The organism is Sphingomonas sp. Ant H11 (assembly GCF_000797515.1).
Lineage (GTDB): Bacteria > Pseudomonadota > Alphaproteobacteria > Sphingomonadales > Sphingomonadaceae > Sphingomonas.
In genome coordinates, this window is sequence record NZ_JSBN01000026.1 from 75,015 (window position 1) to 90,560 (window position 15,546).

The 15,546-nt window shown below is 60.7% G+C and carries 13 protein-coding genes and 2 pseudogenes; 9 read left to right on the plus strand and 6 right to left on the minus strand.

Going from position 1 to position 15,546, the window contains the following annotated elements:
• Positions 1-105 precede the first annotated feature (105 nt).
• From NW75_RS06460 to NW75_RS06490, 8 genes and pseudogenes are all read left to right on the plus strand, one after another.
• Positions 106-2,241, plus strand: coding sequence for an ATP-dependent nuclease (locus NW75_RS06460; protein ID WP_010405730.1), 2,136 nt, complete (start codon positions 106-108; stop codon positions 2,239-2,241).
• 1 nt (position 2,242) lies between these two features.
• Entirely contained in the window at positions 2,243-3,820 is a 1,578-nt protein-coding gene (locus NW75_RS06465; RefSeq protein ID WP_231565012.1) for an ATP-dependent helicase, read from the plus strand.
• Positions 3,744-4,043, plus strand: coding sequence for a 3'-5' exonuclease (locus NW75_RS26080; RefSeq protein WP_231565013.1), 300 nt, complete (start codon positions 3,744-3,746; stop codon positions 4,041-4,043). The genes NW75_RS06465 and NW75_RS26080 overlap by 77 nt, the downstream gene beginning before the upstream one ends.
• A 253-nt stretch (positions 4,044-4,296) precedes the next feature.
• Positions 4,297-4,605 (plus strand): DUF7673 family protein, encoded by a 309-nt coding sequence (locus tag NW75_RS06470; RefSeq protein ID WP_010405727.1) that lies wholly within the window; start codon positions 4,297-4,299, stop codon positions 4,603-4,605.
• A 177-nt stretch (positions 4,606-4,782) separates the two neighbouring features.
• Positions 4,783-5,470, plus strand: a pseudogene (locus tag NW75_RS06475) (type IV toxin-antitoxin system AbiEi family antitoxin domain-containing protein).
• Complete coding sequence (locus tag NW75_RS06480) at positions 5,463-6,323, plus strand: nucleotidyl transferase AbiEii/AbiGii toxin family protein (protein ID WP_029622689.1); 861 nt, start codon at positions 5,463-5,465, stop codon at positions 6,321-6,323. The pseudogene NW75_RS06475 and the gene NW75_RS06480 overlap by 8 nt, the downstream one beginning before the upstream one ends.
• Positions 6,324-6,432: 109 nt before the next feature.
• Positions 6,433-7,434, plus strand: a complete 1,002-nt coding sequence (locus NW75_RS06485; RefSeq protein ID WP_010405721.1) for a site-specific integrase — start codon at positions 6,433-6,435, stop codon at positions 7,432-7,434.
• The gene (locus NW75_RS06490) at positions 7,382-8,170 is read left to right on the plus strand and encodes a Fic family protein (RefSeq protein WP_231565014.1); all 789 of its coding nucleotides are present in this window, start codon (positions 7,382-7,384) and stop codon (positions 8,168-8,170) included. The genes NW75_RS06485 and NW75_RS06490 overlap by 53 nt, the downstream gene beginning before the upstream one ends.
• A 15-nt stretch (positions 8,171-8,185) precedes the next feature.
• Here the strand turns inward: NW75_RS06490 and NW75_RS06495 are convergent, their stop codons facing one another.
• Positions 8,186-8,749, minus strand: a complete 564-nt coding sequence (locus NW75_RS06495; protein ID WP_231565015.1) for an RES family NAD+ phosphorylase — start codon at positions 8,747-8,749, stop codon at positions 8,186-8,188.
• A 29-nt stretch (positions 8,750-8,778) separates the two neighbouring features.
• Positions 8,779-9,360, minus strand: a complete 582-nt coding sequence (locus NW75_RS06500; protein WP_231565016.1) for a hypothetical protein — start codon at positions 9,358-9,360, stop codon at positions 8,779-8,781.
• Positions 9,361-9,660: 300 nt separating this feature from the next.
• Between NW75_RS06500 and NW75_RS06505 the strand changes: the two genes are divergently transcribed.
• Positions 9,661-9,873, plus strand: a complete 213-nt coding sequence (locus NW75_RS06505) for a hypothetical protein (protein ID WP_010405712.1) — start codon at positions 9,661-9,663, stop codon at positions 9,871-9,873.
• Between the two features lie 9 nt (positions 9,874-9,882).
• On the opposite strand, the pseudogene NW75_RS06510 reads toward NW75_RS06505, so the two are convergent.
• From NW75_RS06510 to NW75_RS06525, 4 genes and pseudogenes are all read right to left on the minus strand, one after another.
• A pseudogene (locus NW75_RS06510) lies at positions 9,883-12,697 on the minus strand (conjugal transfer protein TraG N-terminal domain-containing protein).
• Positions 12,698-12,715: 18 nt separating this feature from the next.
• Positions 12,716-14,116 (minus strand): conjugal transfer protein TraH, encoded by a 1,401-nt coding sequence (locus NW75_RS06515; RefSeq protein WP_010405711.1) that lies wholly within the window; start codon positions 14,114-14,116, stop codon positions 12,716-12,718.
• Positions 14,117-14,181: 65 nt separating this feature from the next.
• Complete coding sequence (locus NW75_RS06520) at positions 14,182-14,985, minus strand: conjugal transfer protein TraF (protein ID WP_010405710.1); 804 nt, start codon at positions 14,983-14,985, stop codon at positions 14,182-14,184.
• A gap of 225 nt (positions 14,986-15,210) precedes the next feature.
• Positions 15,211-15,540, minus strand: a complete 330-nt coding sequence (locus NW75_RS06525; protein WP_010405708.1) for a hypothetical protein — start codon at positions 15,538-15,540, stop codon at positions 15,211-15,213.
• Between the last annotated feature and the right edge of the window lie 6 nt (positions 15,541-15,546).

Below are 15,546 nucleotides of genomic sequence, written 5' to 3' on the forward strand. Positions count from 1 at the left end.
TCTATCTGCGAGACGTCGAGCTGCTCGTGCACAGAATGGATGCCTACAACCGCTTCTCGGACAGGCAGAACTAACAGGCTACAGATCAAACGGGGGACGTCGTTCGTGCACATTTCAAGGCTGCAACTTGTCAATTATCGGAATTTCGAGCGCGCGAACGTAATCTTCAACAAGGGCGTGAACACAATCATCGGCGAGAACGGATCGGGCAAGACCAACCTGTTCCGGGCGCTGCGCCTCCTGCTTGACGACACGCTGCTACGCTCGGCATATCGGCTCGACGAGAAGGATTTCCACCGTGGCCTCGGCGACTGGCGGGGTCACTGGGTGGTCATCAGCCTCGAGTTCGATGATGTATCCCAGGACGAGGCGATTCAGTCCCTCTTCCTGCATGGGACCGGTAACGTCGCCGACGGCGCGATCGGCAAGGCGACCTACAACCTCATCTTTCGCCCCAAGGCGGCAGTTCGGCGGGTGCTGGCCGACCTTGCCGTCGGCGATACCGCCGGCCTCGCCGAGGCACGTTCGAAGATCACCATAGCGGATTATGAAACGATCTTCACCGGCAAGAGCGCCGCCGACTTCATCGAACCCGACACTTACAGGCAGCTGGTCGGCGACTTTGATGCAGTAATATTCCCCCAGGAACTGACTAACCCCGCTATCGGAGGCGTAATCCCAGGCATGCTCTCGATCTCGCGCGAGGTGTGCTTCACCTTCGTGCAAGCACTGCGCGATGTGGTCGCCGACTTCCAGAACAACCGCACCAATCCGCTGCTGACCTTGCTCAAGGGCCGGAGCGGCGAGATCGACCCGCAGAGCTTTGAGCCGATCAGCGCACTCGTTAAAGGGCTCAATGGTGCGATCGAGGGCCTGCCGGATGTCGGCACCATTCGCACCGATATCCGCGATACGATCACCGATGCAGCCGGTGGGACTTATTCGCCGCGATCAATTTCGATACGCTCCGACCTTTCCGACGAGGCCGACCGCCTCTTCCAGTCGCTCAAGCTGTTCGTGGGCGAGAGCGAGGAGCTATATGAGGGCGCGATCCACGAGTTGAGCCTAGGCGGCGCGAACCTCATCTACCTGACGCTGAAGCTGCTCGAGTTCAAATATCAAAAGCAGAAGCAGTCCTTCGCCAACTTCCTCGTGATCGAGGAGCCGGAGGCACACATTCACACCCACATTCAGAAGACGCTGTTCGACCGGCTGAATTATGATGACACCCAGGTCATCTATTCGACCCACTCGACCCACATTTCCGAGGTCAGCAACGTCGAGAACATAAGCATTCTCGGCCGCCAGGGCGGGCGATGCGAAGTTTTCCAGCCGTCCGCTGGACTCGATGTCGGTCAGATCGGCAACATCCAGCGCTACCTTGATGCGGTCCGCAGCAACCTGCTCTTCGCCAAAAGTGTGGTGCTGGTGGAGGGCGACGCGGAGGAGATCCTGATCCCGATCCTCGTCAAGAAAGTCTTCGGGGTCAGCCTGGACGAGTTGGGCATCAGCCTGATCAACATCCGCAGCACAGGCTTCGAGAATGTGGCAATCCTCTTTCACGACGATCGCATCCGCAAGCGCTGCGCAATCATCACAGACCTCGACCGCGCGTTCATCGAAACGGTCGAGGACATGCTCGACGACGACGATGAGATCGCCGCGAAGAAGAAGGCGCTGGCGTCACAGGTCGCAGGGTTTCGGCGCGAGGCGGCGCTCAAGCAGCTGTGCGACGGCAATCGCTGGTTGACGACGCATTTCGCCGATCACACCTTCGAGGTCGATTTCGTCTCCTCCGGCAACGCCGGCACCGTCGTTTCGGTGCTGGGCGACGTCTACAAGGATGCAGCCACCATCGCGACGTCGAAGTCGGAACTGGAATCGGGTGACATCGCGCGCTTCGGCACGCGCGTGCTGACGATGGCGCGCAACGCCGGAAAGGGCTGGTTCGCGATCATACTCGGGCGCATGATCACACCAGAGACCGTCATCCCGGATTATATCCTCGACGCGATCTTCGAGGTGCATATCCCGGTCTCGATCGGGACGTGGGCGAGCGTGCTAGACTATCGGCTGTCGGTGCTCGCAGCATCTCAGCTTCACGCGCCCGCGGACATCGCCGCGATGCGCGCGCAGATTGGCCGCTACCGTCGCAGCGAGATCGACTTTGCCGGGATCCGGGCCGAGATGCTCCAGGCTTTTCCGGCCGACGGCATCAACGCAATCTTGGCGAGCTTCTGAAATGTTTGTCTGGGACAGGAAGGATCTGAACGACGCGCAGGTCGCGGCCATCGAACATCCCGGCAGCGTTTTCCTTGTTGCGTGCCCGGGAAGCGGGAAAACGAGAACCCTCACCTACAAGATCGCCCGCCTGCTATCGCAGCTCAAATCGGACAAGAAGCGCGTTGTGGCGATCACCTACACGCACCGGGCGGCGGACGAGATCCACGAGCGGATCGAACAGCTCGGCGTCGATACGAGCCAGTTGTGGATCGGCACGATACACTCCTTCTGCATTGAGTGGATCCTCAAGCCCTATGGGGTCTACCATCCGGCGCTTAAGCACGGGTTTCGGGTCATCAACGCCCATGACACCGAATGTATGCACGAGGAGCTGTGCAGCGCGGTGCGGGACACTAAGCTCACCAGCTTCGACTGCGCTTATTACTTCAAGCCGAGCGGCTTTGTTCTGACCTGCAACAAGACGGCTAAGCATGAGGCGATAAAGGGGGTCCTGCGAGCCTATTGGCGGAAGCTTCGTGCCGAGCGGCAGGTAGATTTCGAGTTGATCCTCTTCTACGCCTACCAGCTCATCGAGAAGCACCCCTCAATCAGCGTACTCCTCGGTTCGATCTTCGAATGCGTGCTCGTCGATGAGTTTCAGGACACGCGCGAGATACAATATGCGATCTTGGCGTCGATCTTGAAGGGGTCGAAAGGCCAAGCGTCCGCTTTCGTCGTGGGAGACCCCAATCAGGCGATTTATGGTTCGCTTGGGGGCTATGCGATCACTGCAGCGGACTTCGGTACGCGGTGTGGAATCGCGTTCAAGGAAATGGACCTATCGGACAATTACCGCTCGTCCGCCCGCATCGTGAGCTATTTCGGCCTTTACAATGTTTTCCCTGCTAAGATCGAGCCCGTGGGCACGGACAGGAAGTATGCGAGCGTGGTGTCGTTCGACCAGGAGACCCACCGCGACGGACTCGAGGACGAGCTTGTACGGCTTATTAAGTACAACGTCGAAACGCTCGGCATCGCTCCGCAAGAGGTCTGCATCGTTGCCCCCTGGTGGGTTCATCTCGCGAGCATGACGCGGCGGCTGGTCGCAGCCCTTCCGGGCTATTCGTTCGACGGCCCAGGAATGGTGCCCTTCGCGCGCGACGTCGATAATTTTTGGTACAAGCTCGCCCGGATCATCCTGACGGAGGCTTCTCCGCAACTCTACGTGCGCAGAATGCGATGGGCGGGCGAAGTGATCTCGGGCCTGAGCGACGTGGGCATCGACATTCCGGGGCTGGACCGCAAGGCGCTGCTGCGCGCCTGCAATGCCATCACCATCGCCGAGACCGATGGTCTCGTTTTCCTTCGAGCGTTTTTTCGACGAGCTATGCGCCGCTTTTGGCATCGATTACCACGCTTGCGCGTCGCTCCAGGAGCACCACGACGCCTTCTTCGAATGCTCGCAGAAGCGCATCGACCGGCTCGTCAAGGAAGGCTCGGCGGCGATCGCCGAGCTGGCGATGTTCAGGAAGGTCTTTGCGGGCCGGACTGGCATTACTGTGTCGACGATCCATGGGGTCAAGGGCGCCGAATATGACGCGGTGATCGCTTATGGGTTGCTGGAAGGCATGGTCCCACATTTCAGCGACCCAGATCAGGTCGAGACAGCGAAGAAGCTCGTGTACGTGGTGTCGTCGCGGGCCAGAAAGAATCTACATCTGATCTCTGAGCGTGGTCGAAGCCGAGGCTGGAGCGGAGACTATCAACCGACAGATGTCCTTGCCGGATGTGCATTCCAATACGATCACGTACCTACCTAAAGTGGTCTCCTCGTCCGCGCGATCAACGGCTACCTGGCGCTCTCTTACGGTGTGATCCGGTAGGTGGGCTGCTTATCGGGCGGCCCCTGCTCGCGTGCAGGGTCTTAGTTGCGTCCGATAAACGCGATTCTCGGACATAAGAATTGGCTTCGAGAGGGCTGCCGATATCGAGCAATGCGTTCTCACGTCATCGTTGCACTCGCGCCGGCATCGACCGATTGACTCCCGGCCTGCGATCTCGATGATGCTCGCCATGAACGTAACGCCCCTGATCGCACCCGAGGTTCGCGCCGCAGTCGACCGCCTGTTCGATCTCGCAAGCAGCGACACCGGTCAGGCGGGTCGTGTCGCCAATTTCCTTCTCGCATGGCACAATGGAGCGGATTGGGGCGGTTTTGATCTCGCCGATCTCTTTGGCGTCGACCGCGCAATCGCCGCCGACATGGCGACGATCTTCACGTTCCTTGGCCAGTATCCAAGCGGCATCTATCCGGACGCGTTCGGGCATGGTGACGACATTGTCCCGATCCTGCAGCGCTGGCGCGGTTACACGGACGAATAGACACCACGGTAGGCCAGGCCAGGCGGAAGCGCTGTCGTTTCCTCTCCCGGAATGCTCCACATTCTCGCTTGGCGGTCGGTCAAGCGGCAGTTCGAGGCTAGCATTGTCGAAAAACGTCCATTCCGTTCCTACATAAAATTCTTGAAACTTTCACTTTATGCAAGTATCGGGAATTTTATGAGCGCCCTCACCTCCGCCCTGTCTGACGGCAAGCTCGCCGGCCGCGTTTTTCGATGAACGCCAGCTTGGCGAGGCGATCGACGGCGGCGCTGCGCGTCGCTATGCGCTCGTCAACCGCGCGCTGAAGGACGGTTCGCTCGTCCGTCTCAAGCGCGGCACCTATCTTTTGGGCAAATCCTATCGATCGGACGCGATTCATCCCTTCGCCGTGGCCCAGGCCCTCATTCCGGGCAGCTATGTTTCGTTCGAGACCGCCCTCGCTCACCATGGCTGGATTCCCGAGGCAGTCTACGCGACCGCAAGCGTGACGCCCGGACGCAAGACGCTTGAATTCGACACCCCGGTCATGGGCCGGTTCACCTTCCATCCGCTCGCCATCCACGAATATCAGTTCCTGGTGGGCGTGGAGCGGCAGAAATTGGGTGCCCTCACCGCGTTCGTTGCGAGCCCCTTGCGCGCGCTCCTCGACCTCGTCGCATTGCGGAAGCAACGCTGGACGGGTTTCGACTGGCTAACCAGCGGCCTGCGCATCGACGAGGATCATCTCCACACGCTCAAACGCAAGCAATTCGCGTCGCTGAAATCGGTCTACAAGCACAAGGCGGTCAACGACTTCCTCCGTTCCCTCGAGCTTGCTGTCCGCGGCAACCGATCCCCCTCGCTGGATGCATCGCGCGATGATTGAGATGCTCCAGAAGAAACTCCGCGACTATGGCGCGACCAATGCCGTCGAGGAGGAGAACGCGACCAAGGAGATCATCCAGGAGATCGTGCTCTACGCGCTCTGGCGCGCCGATTTCTTCGACGTCGCGCTTTTCCAGGGCGGCACGAGCCTGCGCATCCTGCACGCCCTTCCCCGCTTTTCGGAGGATCTCGACTTCCTGCTGCGCGTGCCGGACCCCGATTTCCAATGGTCCCCGTACCTCTCCGCGCTCGTCGAAATCTTCGCTCAGTTCGGCCTGAAGCTCGAAGCCCAGCCGAAGGACAAGATGGACAGAGCAGTGCGCGAAGCGATCCTCAAGGACGATTCGATCGCAAGCCAGCTCAATCTCAGCTACGCGGGATCGGGCCGCGCCAAGACGATCAGAATCAAGCTCGAGATCGACACCAATCCGCCGGCGGGCTCTGGCGAAGCGACAACCTTCCTCGACTTCCCCGCCGACTACGAGGTGCGGCACCAGGATCTGGAGTCCAATTTCGCGCTCAAGATCCATGCGCTGCTGTGCCGCCCCTATTTGAAGGGCCGCGACTGGTTCGACTTTTCCTGGTACGTCGCGAACGGCGTCTACCCCAACCTCTCGCTTCTTGGCGCAGCGATCCTGCAGGCGGGGCCTTGGCAGGACCAGCGAGACCTGCATGTCGACGGCGAGTGGCTTGTCGCGGCCTTGAAGGCGAGGATCACGTCCATCGATTGGCGCGCGGCAACGGCCGACGTGAACCGGTTCCTGCGGCCGGCCGAGGCGAAGTCGCTCAGCCTATGGAGCGAGCGCTTTTTCCAATCCAAACTCGACCAGCTTGCCAAGGAAGCGTCTAAGTGACGGACATGCTTCCTGCTCTTTCCGATCCGCACGCGGCGCTGTGCGCGAGTAGCGCAACCGGCAAGGGCGCGCGCGACCGGACCCAAGATAGCGCAGGCGTGCGCTGCTGATGGGCCGCGACCTCTTGCCACTATCGGCCGATCTCCCTGCCGACCTGCTCGCCGAGATCGAAAGCGCGCGCGATACGCTCGCGGCCGCCAAGGCTGGCTCAACGCAAAAAGCCTATGCATCCGACTGGCAGCGCTTCTGCGACTTCTGCGATGCCCGCAACGTCGAAGCCCTGCCCGCCCATCCGGACATCGTCGCGCTCTTTGCGCATGTCGAGGCGGAGGCCCGCATCGCACCGGTCACGATCGGCCGCCGCGTCGCGGCGATCAACCATCACCACAAAGAGGCGGGCCTTGCCTCTCCCATGGCGCGCGATGCCGCTGGCGTTATCGCGCAGATGATGGCGGGCGTACGCCGCAAATATGCTCGGAAGAAGGATCAGAAGGCGCCTGCAGCGGCGGACGTGCTCACCGCCATGCTTGCGACGATCACGAACGCAGGCCTGCGCGCCAAGCGCGATCGCGCGATCCTGGCGGTCGGCATGGCGGGCGCGTTTCGCCGTTCCGAAATAGCGGGCATGCAATTGCCCGATCTCGAATTCGAAATCGCGGGCGTGCGGATATCGATCCCCCGTTCGAAAGGCGATCAGGAAGCCGAGGGCCAGGAGATTGCGATCCCCGAAGGCCGTCATATCCGGCCGGTGAGCCTCCTCAACGACTGGCTCGAGGCCGCCGATCTGATCGGCTTGGATCCCGCTATCGGAAAGCCCCGGACAGGCCCGGTGTTTCGTCGGTTGACGCGGGGGGACGTGCTGACGGCCGACCCGATCACCGACAAGACCGTGGCTCGTCTGGTCAAAGCCTGCGCGTCGGCGGCAGGGCTCGACCCAGCCCTGTTCTCCGGGCATTCCCTGCGCGCGGGCTTCCTTACCGAGGCGGCCGCGAAGCGAGCGAACCTGTTCAAGATGAAGGACCACTCGCGCCACAAGTCGCTCGACACAGTCGCCGGCTATGTCCGCGATGCCGCACTGTTCGACGACCATGCAGGTGAGGAGTTTCTGTGATGCCGGGCTGTCCGGCAATTCTGGCTTCGAAGCGAAACTCGAGATCCCGGACGAGCCGGCAATGACGACAGCGCCAGAATGGCAGGCATATGCCATGCCCAATTACGATGCGGCGATGACGCAGGCCTGCACGGCTCTCCAACAGCGTATCCTTGTCGACCCCGCCTATCGTTCTTCCATACTGGCCGATCCCAGAGACCTTCACCGCACCTTGTTCGTCGGATTCACGCCGCCCGGTTACCCCGAATATGCCGGCACCTACCGGGGTGCGGCGGGGACATCGCTCGAGGGACGGCGTTTGGGCGCCCCGCAAGTCTTCAGCCCGAAAAAGAGCTTTTCGTTCGAGGAGCCCGAGAACGTCGTCGCCCGGCTCGATTTCATGCTCTCCGAAGTTCGTCGCGAACTGGTTCCCGCAAGGTCTGCTAAGCCTTTTGTGCAGCTCCTGACCTTGACGCACCTTTTCTGCTGGTTCGGCAAAATCCATCCGTTTCTCGATGGAAACGGTCATATCCAGCGCGCCCTGTTCGCCGCCGCGGCTACCGAACTGGCAATCCCACTTGCCGCCCGTTTCGCCATCCACCCGCGCCCGTTTGATCGCCTGCTTGCCTGGCCGCTGGAGATGTTCACGCGGGCCGTTCCCGACCAGCGCGAGCATTACCTCGCGATGGTGGCCGAATATCTCAGTTCGTGGTTGGCTGGTCCCTTCGATCTGCCCGCGAGCGGCATAGCGCCGTAAGCGGCCGGGCCTGGTTCAAAGCTCGATCAGCGTATAGCCACGATCGGCGAGCAATTTCTGGGTCCAGTCCTTGCCGATGGGCACGCCCTCGGCACCCAACGAGATCGCCGCATCAGCCCGATCGAAAAGTGCGATGCAGAGCTCATCGCTATCGAACCGCGATCGGTACTGAATGCCGTCCAGGCTCGTGCTCTTATAAATCTCTGCGGAAATCTGCTGTGGGACCACATAGGCACCCGGATTGTCGACCGGATCGAAGTCGGCAGAGACACCGGCGGCGGTGGTCTTAAACCAGCCAAGGCCCGGTCCATGGACCTTGGCTAGACGGATTGGCCGCATAATTGTGAAGTTAGCGGCGCGTCTCCTGGCCACCTGATCCCAAAGGACGTCTCTATCCCCCGGTGTTCGCAGCAGTGTTTCCGCAAATGGCCCTACGAGCGTCTTTCCCAGATAGAGAACCCCGAACTTGCCTTCGGGATCATCCCACCGCCAGGTCGCGTCCTTGCGTCCATACCATCTGGCAGCCACCGTCGCGCCGTGAACCCGATGTAGCACTTTTCCCGTAGCGATCGTCGCCACGGGTATCCCCCCTTTCGCTGCCATATGCGTCAGTCTTCGAGCGTATGGGCGAATCGCACGACGCGTTCGACCTCTGCGTCGCTGCCCTTGAGGAGCGTGATGGGACTCAATCCATCAAGACCTTCATCGCCACCAACGAGGAACTGCAGAATGGCCCAGCCGGTCGTGTGCGGAGCGGCACTGAGAACCTTCGAGATTCCTGGGATGATCGCGTTGCCGTCGAACTGGAACACCGGGAACAGCTTGGTCCCATTGTCCTCGACCATAAGCAGTCGGCGATCCTTCACCGCTTTATAGACGGCCTGAATCGTCTTGTGTCCAAGCAGTGCGCGCACCTTCTCCGCAGTCAGCGCCCCGCCCGCGGCGTCGATCATCCGTCGCTTGAAAGCGATGGCGTTCGTGATCCTCTCTGCGGCCTCCGGATTGTCCGTTTCGACCGCCGGAATGCCAAGAGCCAGATGAAAGACCAAGCTGGGCACGTCGATGCTGCTGATAGCGGCCGCCTTTGCCGCCGCCGGCATCATTTTGATGATGCGATCGGTGCTTGCCACTATGCGGTCGTGAAGGACACGGTCCGCATCAACGAATCCCATATTTGCCGGACGAACCATTCGATCATTCCTGTTGAGTCAGTTCCATATAGGCTGAAATCGACACAATTTCAACCGAGCGCTTCGTAAGCTGGTCTCGGCGGCGCGGATCGCCGCTTGAAAAGCACTGGCCGCATCTCTTCGAGGCATTCTCGAGCTGCAAGGAGGGAAGGCAAAAATGCCCAGCCCGAGGGGCTTCATTCGAGCATTCGTAGGGACATAAGCACGATCTGTCGCGCTTCGATAAACCCGATAGCTGGCAAGAGGCCATTGCGAACAAACTTCGAACACTGTACAAAATCGGTGTCCGGAGCTTTCGACATGTACGACCTGAGAACCTACCTCGCAACGAAGGACCTCCCTGGCGGTCCGGTCTACATCGAAGAGCAGTTCACAGCAGAATATCAGCTGATGAACCCTCAGATCACTGATTCAAGCGACGATAGACCGCTCACACCCGGCAGAGCAATCGGAGGCCTCATCTCGCTGGTGTTGCTTGTGGGAACTGGCGTCTATCTGTTCGTGGCCTGGTGATTTGCACATTCATTTCCTAAGATCAGGATCGGTGAAAAATCCGCGATTTTGATCGCGGTTTACTTCCGATTGCAAATCAACGGTTGCGCCAGCTCGATTGGATCGGGCGGCCTCTGCAGCAGCTCTGTCGTCGCTCAGCCTGGCCCGACCCTCGTCGATGATTCTTGCGGCGGCATTTGGATCGCCGCCCCGGCTGCCGCTGCCAAGCCGATCAACCCCGTGCGGGCGATAAGACGCTCGGACATCGCCAGGCCCCCCTACATCCGTGCGGCGCACATCGACCAAATTTGGCTCGGAGATGCTGCCCTGGATTTCATTCCAAAGCGCGTCGCGTTTTTTCCTGAGACCATTGCTGGATCATCTGCGACCTGACAGCACGTTGCTGGTCGGTCAGGTTCGTCGCCCATAGTTCTGGCGCGTCCAGGTTCGGGTGCAGCAGCTGTTGCTGCCGGTACCACTGCGCGAGGTCCTGGCTCAGATTTTCGCTGAGTTGCATCCCGTGCGTTTCGGCGAAGCTGGCGTCGCGCGAAAGCGACTCGGACAGCTCCTCCATCTTGCGTGCCGCTTCCGTGTAGGAGCGCGCCCGTGCAAGGGCATCTTCAGTGCTTTGCGAGGAGGAAGACGTTGCGGAAGACCGGCTGAACACACCAGACCGTTCGTAAGTGCCGTCGGAGGTGGATGCTCCGATGCCGCTCGAGTGTTCATCGCGCACGCCGCTCGACGAGGAGCTAGAAGAGTCAGTAGATTTGCTCGAATCCGTCCCGTACCGCAGGTTATCCGTTTGAGTTCCGGTCTTGTTGACACTGACAGTGCCGCTGACGTTTGGCAGCAGGCTGCCCAATCGGCCCTTCCCGCCAGTAGCTCCCCGCCCAGCCCCACCAAGCGCCCCTCCAAGCGAACCGGCGACTTGATCTGTCGTCCCAGCTTGCCGATCGTGACCTTCGGAGATCCGCTGGCTCTGGCCGGTCGATGAGCGCTCTTCCAGGCCCTGTGAGCTTGAGCCGGTCGTCCGATCAAACTTCTCGACGTTGGTATTTGCGGAACTACCGGCACCAGATTCGAAGCCCGAAGAGCGTTCCGTCGAGGTTCCAAAGGCGCTGCGGTTGGTATGCGTGCTGGTCAGGATCTCTTGGGCGGCATTTTCGAACGCCTGCGCCTGACGATGCGCGTCGCTCGCCATCTCCCGCCACTCCGCCACCGTTCCGGAGTTCATCGTTGGCGTGAACCCTAGCCGCGAGATTGCGCCGCTGGTGTCGAACACCTCCTGACCATTGCCGAAGCCAGACACGACCGCGCCGTTATCCTGCCGCCAGCCGACGCTGGTCGCGCCGCCCATGTAGCTCGGTGCCGTCGTCCACTGATCGCTCTGGCGCATGTTCGACGTGGAATTTGCCCAACTCACATTCCCGTAGGAATAATTGCCTGTCGTCTGCTCGAGTGCGGCCGCCTCCGCCGCATTCTGCGCGGGCGCGAGCATCGACGTCGCCTGCCCCGCAATCGACATGGCTCCACGCGCCAGGCCGGCAGCGAGGAACGGGATGCTCATCAGCATGAAGCCGGCGATCGTCGCCGTCTCACCATTCACTGCACCTATGCCGGCATAGGTGCCAAGCGTCACGCCGCCACTGGCAACACCGGCCGCAGCCGCCTCCGCCCTCGTCATGCAGATCATATGGAGAATGACGTACAGCGGTCCCCATGCGGCGAGGTAGAAGAACCCCATCGCGTAACCCTTCAACGTCGTCAGCCCCGTTTGGGGCATGAGGAACAACGGGAAGATCACCGGGAACATCGCGAAGAAGACAACCGTGAGGACGATATTCAAAATCGGCACCCAGGCCATCGCCTGCTGAGCGATCGAATTGTAGGTGTTGCGCGCCTGTATGTCCGCGCGCGTCTGCGCGAAGGTATCGATCGTCGCCGCGCCGGACCCGCCCGCCATGCTGTTTCGTGCTTGCATGAATGCGTTGATGGCCGTGTTCTGTCGCATCGAGTCAGAATAGTTGCTGCCCGATCCAGTGAAGGCAGCGTTCGCGATCGGCAGATCGTGTTTGAGCTTGTCGGCCGCGAGCGTGTTGCTCAGCTTCGGATAGAGTTCCTTGCCCCAAAGCGGCGTGTTTGCCTCTATCATCGGCGCCCATTGGGCGTTGAGCATATCGTAGGCCTGCCGGCAGGTGACGATCGCGCTGTTCACCGTGCCGTCGCCCTGGCGCTCTAACCACTCCTGCGATCGAGCTTCCGATCCTGGCCCGATGTCCGTCCAGAGGTCCTTCGACTGCGCAAGGACCGTGAGTGATTTGCGGTAAAGCATCACATCGCCAAACAGGCATTTCTTGAAGTGCTCTTCCAGGTTCGTCGAAAACTCAGCGTCGCGGATGACGAAGTTGCGGGTCGCATCGTACAGACGCGCGCCGTAGACCATGCCATTGCTCGAGTAATTGAGTTCGCCCGGCATAACGAAGACAGTCTCGGCGGTACGTGTCAGCCAATCGCCAATCTGAGTCGTGAAACTCGCAAGCACCCCAAGCCCGAGCGGTACGTTCGCAACCGTTGCCGGTGCCAGCGACGGATTGATCCGATCGGTCACCTTCACATCGATCGTCGGTACCATCAGGCAAAGATAAATCAGTGTCGATTGCAGGAACCAGTTCAGCCAGACTCGAAAGTTGAGCGTGAACGCGACGACGAGCAACGAGTAGATCAGGCCCATCACCATCACGACGCGGAGCAAGGATCGATATCCCCCACCCCCGGACCAGGCAGCGACGGCGTTGAAGGTGTTGACGAGATACTCGCCACCCCCAACCGTGAAGACCTCCACCATCCCCGCAGCTCCCCTGCCCTAGTTCAGCCCTTGTGCATTGAGCCCGCGCGAGAAATTGAGCGCGGACGACATCCCCGGCGTCATCGAGTTCTGGAGGGTGGACTCGAGCATGATGCTGCGGTCGATAATCTGCATGGTGACCTGCAGCTTGTTCGAGAGCTTTACATCTCGCTGGGCAAACTTCTGGCGCGTCGCAGAGATCTGCTGCTTCCACTGATTGGCGGTCACCTGGTCAAACGTCTGATAATGCGTCTGAGCCTGCTCGACGCGATCAAGCATGTTGTCGAGCATAGCAGCCAACAGATCGACGGCCACGATCTCCGACAGCGTTTCGATCTCGCCATCGGTCAGCGCGTAGTGTGCGTAGGCCTGAACGGCGAGGATCTTGTAGATCGGGACGGTCGCAATGTTCAGAAGCTGCTTCTCGGCCGCATCAAGCGCGGTATCCGTGCGGATCTTGCTGCTCATGGATTTGATCATGCCGGCAATCCGCGGCCGGAGCGCGGACGACGCCGGAACGGTCAGGGTCTGCTCGCCGACATCGTAGCAGTCGGTATCATTGCATTTGAGCATCTTGACCGCCGGCGCGTCGGCCGTGCCGTCGAGCAGCGCCGTGACAACGGCCTCCTCCGCCGGACCGAACATCACGACCTTGCCGCCCACCGACGGATCCGTGGAAGGCTGGGTCACGACAGTGCCGACCAGCGTCATGATGTATTCGGAAAAGGATTGGTCGAAGGCGCCGAACTTGGCCGATTTCTTCAACGCCTCCCACGTGTAGTTATGGGGTTCACCGACAAGCTGATCCTTCATGTTGGCGTCGGTGTTGCCAGCAATCGTAGCATCCCGCTTGTTGCCGTTGTTGCAGCCTTGGCGGGACGCGGCCCAATCCGAGAAAACGCCCTGGCTGTTGCCGACCGCTTCGCAGATCGTCGAACGGGTGGAGTCCATTTGCGGCCAGATTCCGCCGACCAGCGCTTGCGCGGTTTCGCAGCTCGAGATGTTCATCTGGTTGAGGAGCTGTGCCTTCTGGCTGAACTCATCCATCACCTTCCCGATTTCCGGCGACACGGAATCGATGGCGAGCTTGAAGGCGAAACCGAGCGCATTGTTCGCCGTCGCCTTCAACATGGCGACGATCTCGGAGGCGTTGATGAAGGAAAAGCTGCCGCTGAAGAGGTCAATACCGCCGCAGCCGGCGCGTGCGCTCGGCAGCTGCAGATTGAACGGCGAAACGCTCTTCTGGGGGAAGCGGGTCCAGACATTTCCGAGCGAATAATAGCCTGCCGACTGGCCCTGGAAGGCCGTTGGCCCAGTCACATTCGCGGCACCGCCAGCGTCGTTGAAGAAGCCGTTCATCTCCGAGGCGACGTCGGCCCGGGCCACACCGATCAAGGCGAAATGGGACGCAGCAACCATCGCCAGACACGCCGCTATCTTCCTGTGGAGAGGGGACCGCCGCCCAAGCTCTGGTGTCTGTTCCATCAATAATCGCTCCCCACCTTCGTGTTAGTCAGCATAAAGATGCGGTCCATGATCTCGTCGGCACTGAGCACGCCGTAGCCGACCGGAATCGTCCGCTTCGTCTGCGTGTCAAACAGGACAAGCGCTGGCGTCTCATTGCCGGGCACGCCCATGCGGGCTCGTTGGCCAGAATCGACCACATAGTTGGGAAATTCCCGGTTCGGGCCGCCGTCCATCGAGACGGCCATCACCGTCATCCTGTGGCTGTCGGTGACCGAGCGGAGGATCGGCGCAAACACCTCGCAGGCGCCGCAGCTCTGCGCGTAGAAATAGAACAAGCCATATCGCTGCCCAAGGTTAGTCAAGACCTCATCCCGGTCCGCCTTGCGGTTGTCGAGCCAGAGGCGCTTGCCGACCGTCGAGACAGGTCGTTGAAGCGTGTAGTCGAGATCGGGGTTCTGCCAGAGCGCCCGCTGCCAGGTATCGGAGAAGGTGGACGCGCGATCGAGCTGCTCACGTTGAAAGCGAACATAGGCAATGACGTTGGCCTCGCTCGGCTCGAGGATCGCACGCGCCTTCAATTCGTCGAGCTGCCTGCCGATCGCCGCGATCCGATCGGCCGCGCTCACCTGCGGCTCGGCCGCGGCGCTGAGCGGGGTCTCGGTCGGCTTCGGCTTCGCGCAATAGAACCACTGGCCGAGCCGACGCTCTCCACAATAGAAATCATCGGGCATGTCCTGCTCAATCGCATCGCGAGCGGCGGTAGTTTCTTGGGCTCGGAGCGGAACCGCCGTGCCGACCGGCGGCAGGCCCAGCAGGAGCATCGAAAGCCTAGCGAATCTTGGCATCGCTGGACGTCCTTTCGTTGGATACAGCGGATTGCGTGGAAGGATGCTGTGGGTGCGCAGCTTGGCCGTCCCAGAGCGCAAGGTGGATGCAGCAATCGACATCACTGGGGACGGCAGCGGCTCCACAGCCGCGTGATGTGGCCGGCTTCGCGGGCGGCAAAGCTGACAGAAGTGCGATCAGCGCCGGCAGCTGAACGAACGTCAAAACCATGATCCGATTCCCTTTTTGCGAGCCTCTGCACGATCCACATTGGCGAAGCGCCTTTCAGCAGCATCCGCCTGGTCGACCATCCCGATCACTCCATTGAGCAACACACCGGCGGCGCGGCGGCCTTTCTCCGTCGGCATCAACCGCTCTCCGACCACCGCCAGCCATCCGCTATCGATCATGTTCGAAAGTGCCCGATCGATGTCTTCGACCGCGATCTTGCAGTCGATCCAGCCGGCTAGGAACTCCGACAAGAAGTCAGCGCGCGCGGGCGTCTTGGCGCGATCGGTGCCAACGAAAATCGCCAGCTCGAAGATTGACATGTCCCA

Bases quoted from the DNA above. Each gene is read 5' to 3' on its own strand.
- NW75_RS06465 (WP_231565012.1), top strand. From the start codon at position 2,243: ATGTTTGTCTGGGACAGGAAGGATCTGAACGACGCGCAGGTCGCGGCC.
- NW75_RS26080 (WP_231565013.1), top strand. From the start codon at position 3,744: ATGTTCAGGAAGGTCTTTGCGGGCCGGACTGGCATTACTGTGTCGACG.
- NW75_RS06470 (WP_010405727.1), top strand. From the start codon at position 4,297: ATGAACGTAACGCCCCTGATCGCACCCGAGGTTCGCGCCGCAGTCGAC.
- NW75_RS06480 (WP_029622689.1), top strand. From the start codon at position 5,463: ATGATTGAGATGCTCCAGAAGAAACTCCGCGACTATGGCGCGACCAAT.
- NW75_RS06485 (WP_010405721.1), top strand. From the start codon at position 6,433: ATGGGCCGCGACCTCTTGCCACTATCGGCCGATCTCCCTGCCGACCTG.
- NW75_RS06490 (WP_231565014.1), top strand. From the start codon at position 7,382: ATGTCCGCGATGCCGCACTGTTCGACGACCATGCAGGTGAGGAGTTTC.
- NW75_RS06500 (WP_231565016.1), bottom strand. From the start codon at position 9,360: ATGGTTCGTCCGGCAAATATGGGATTCGTTGATGCGGACCGTGTCCTT.
- NW75_RS06505 (WP_010405712.1), top strand. From the start codon at position 9,661: ATGTACGACCTGAGAACCTACCTCGCAACGAAGGACCTCCCTGGCGGT.
- NW75_RS06515 (WP_010405711.1), bottom strand. From the start codon at position 14,116: ATGGTTGCTGCGTCCCATTTCGCCTTGATCGGTGTGGCCCGGGCCGAC.
- NW75_RS06520 (WP_010405710.1), bottom strand. From the start codon at position 14,985: ATGCTCCTGCTGGGCCTGCCGCCGGTCGGCACGGCGGTTCCGCTCCGA.
- NW75_RS06525 (WP_010405708.1), bottom strand. From the start codon at position 15,540: ATGTCAATCTTCGAGCTGGCGATTTTCGTTGGCACCGATCGCGCCAAG.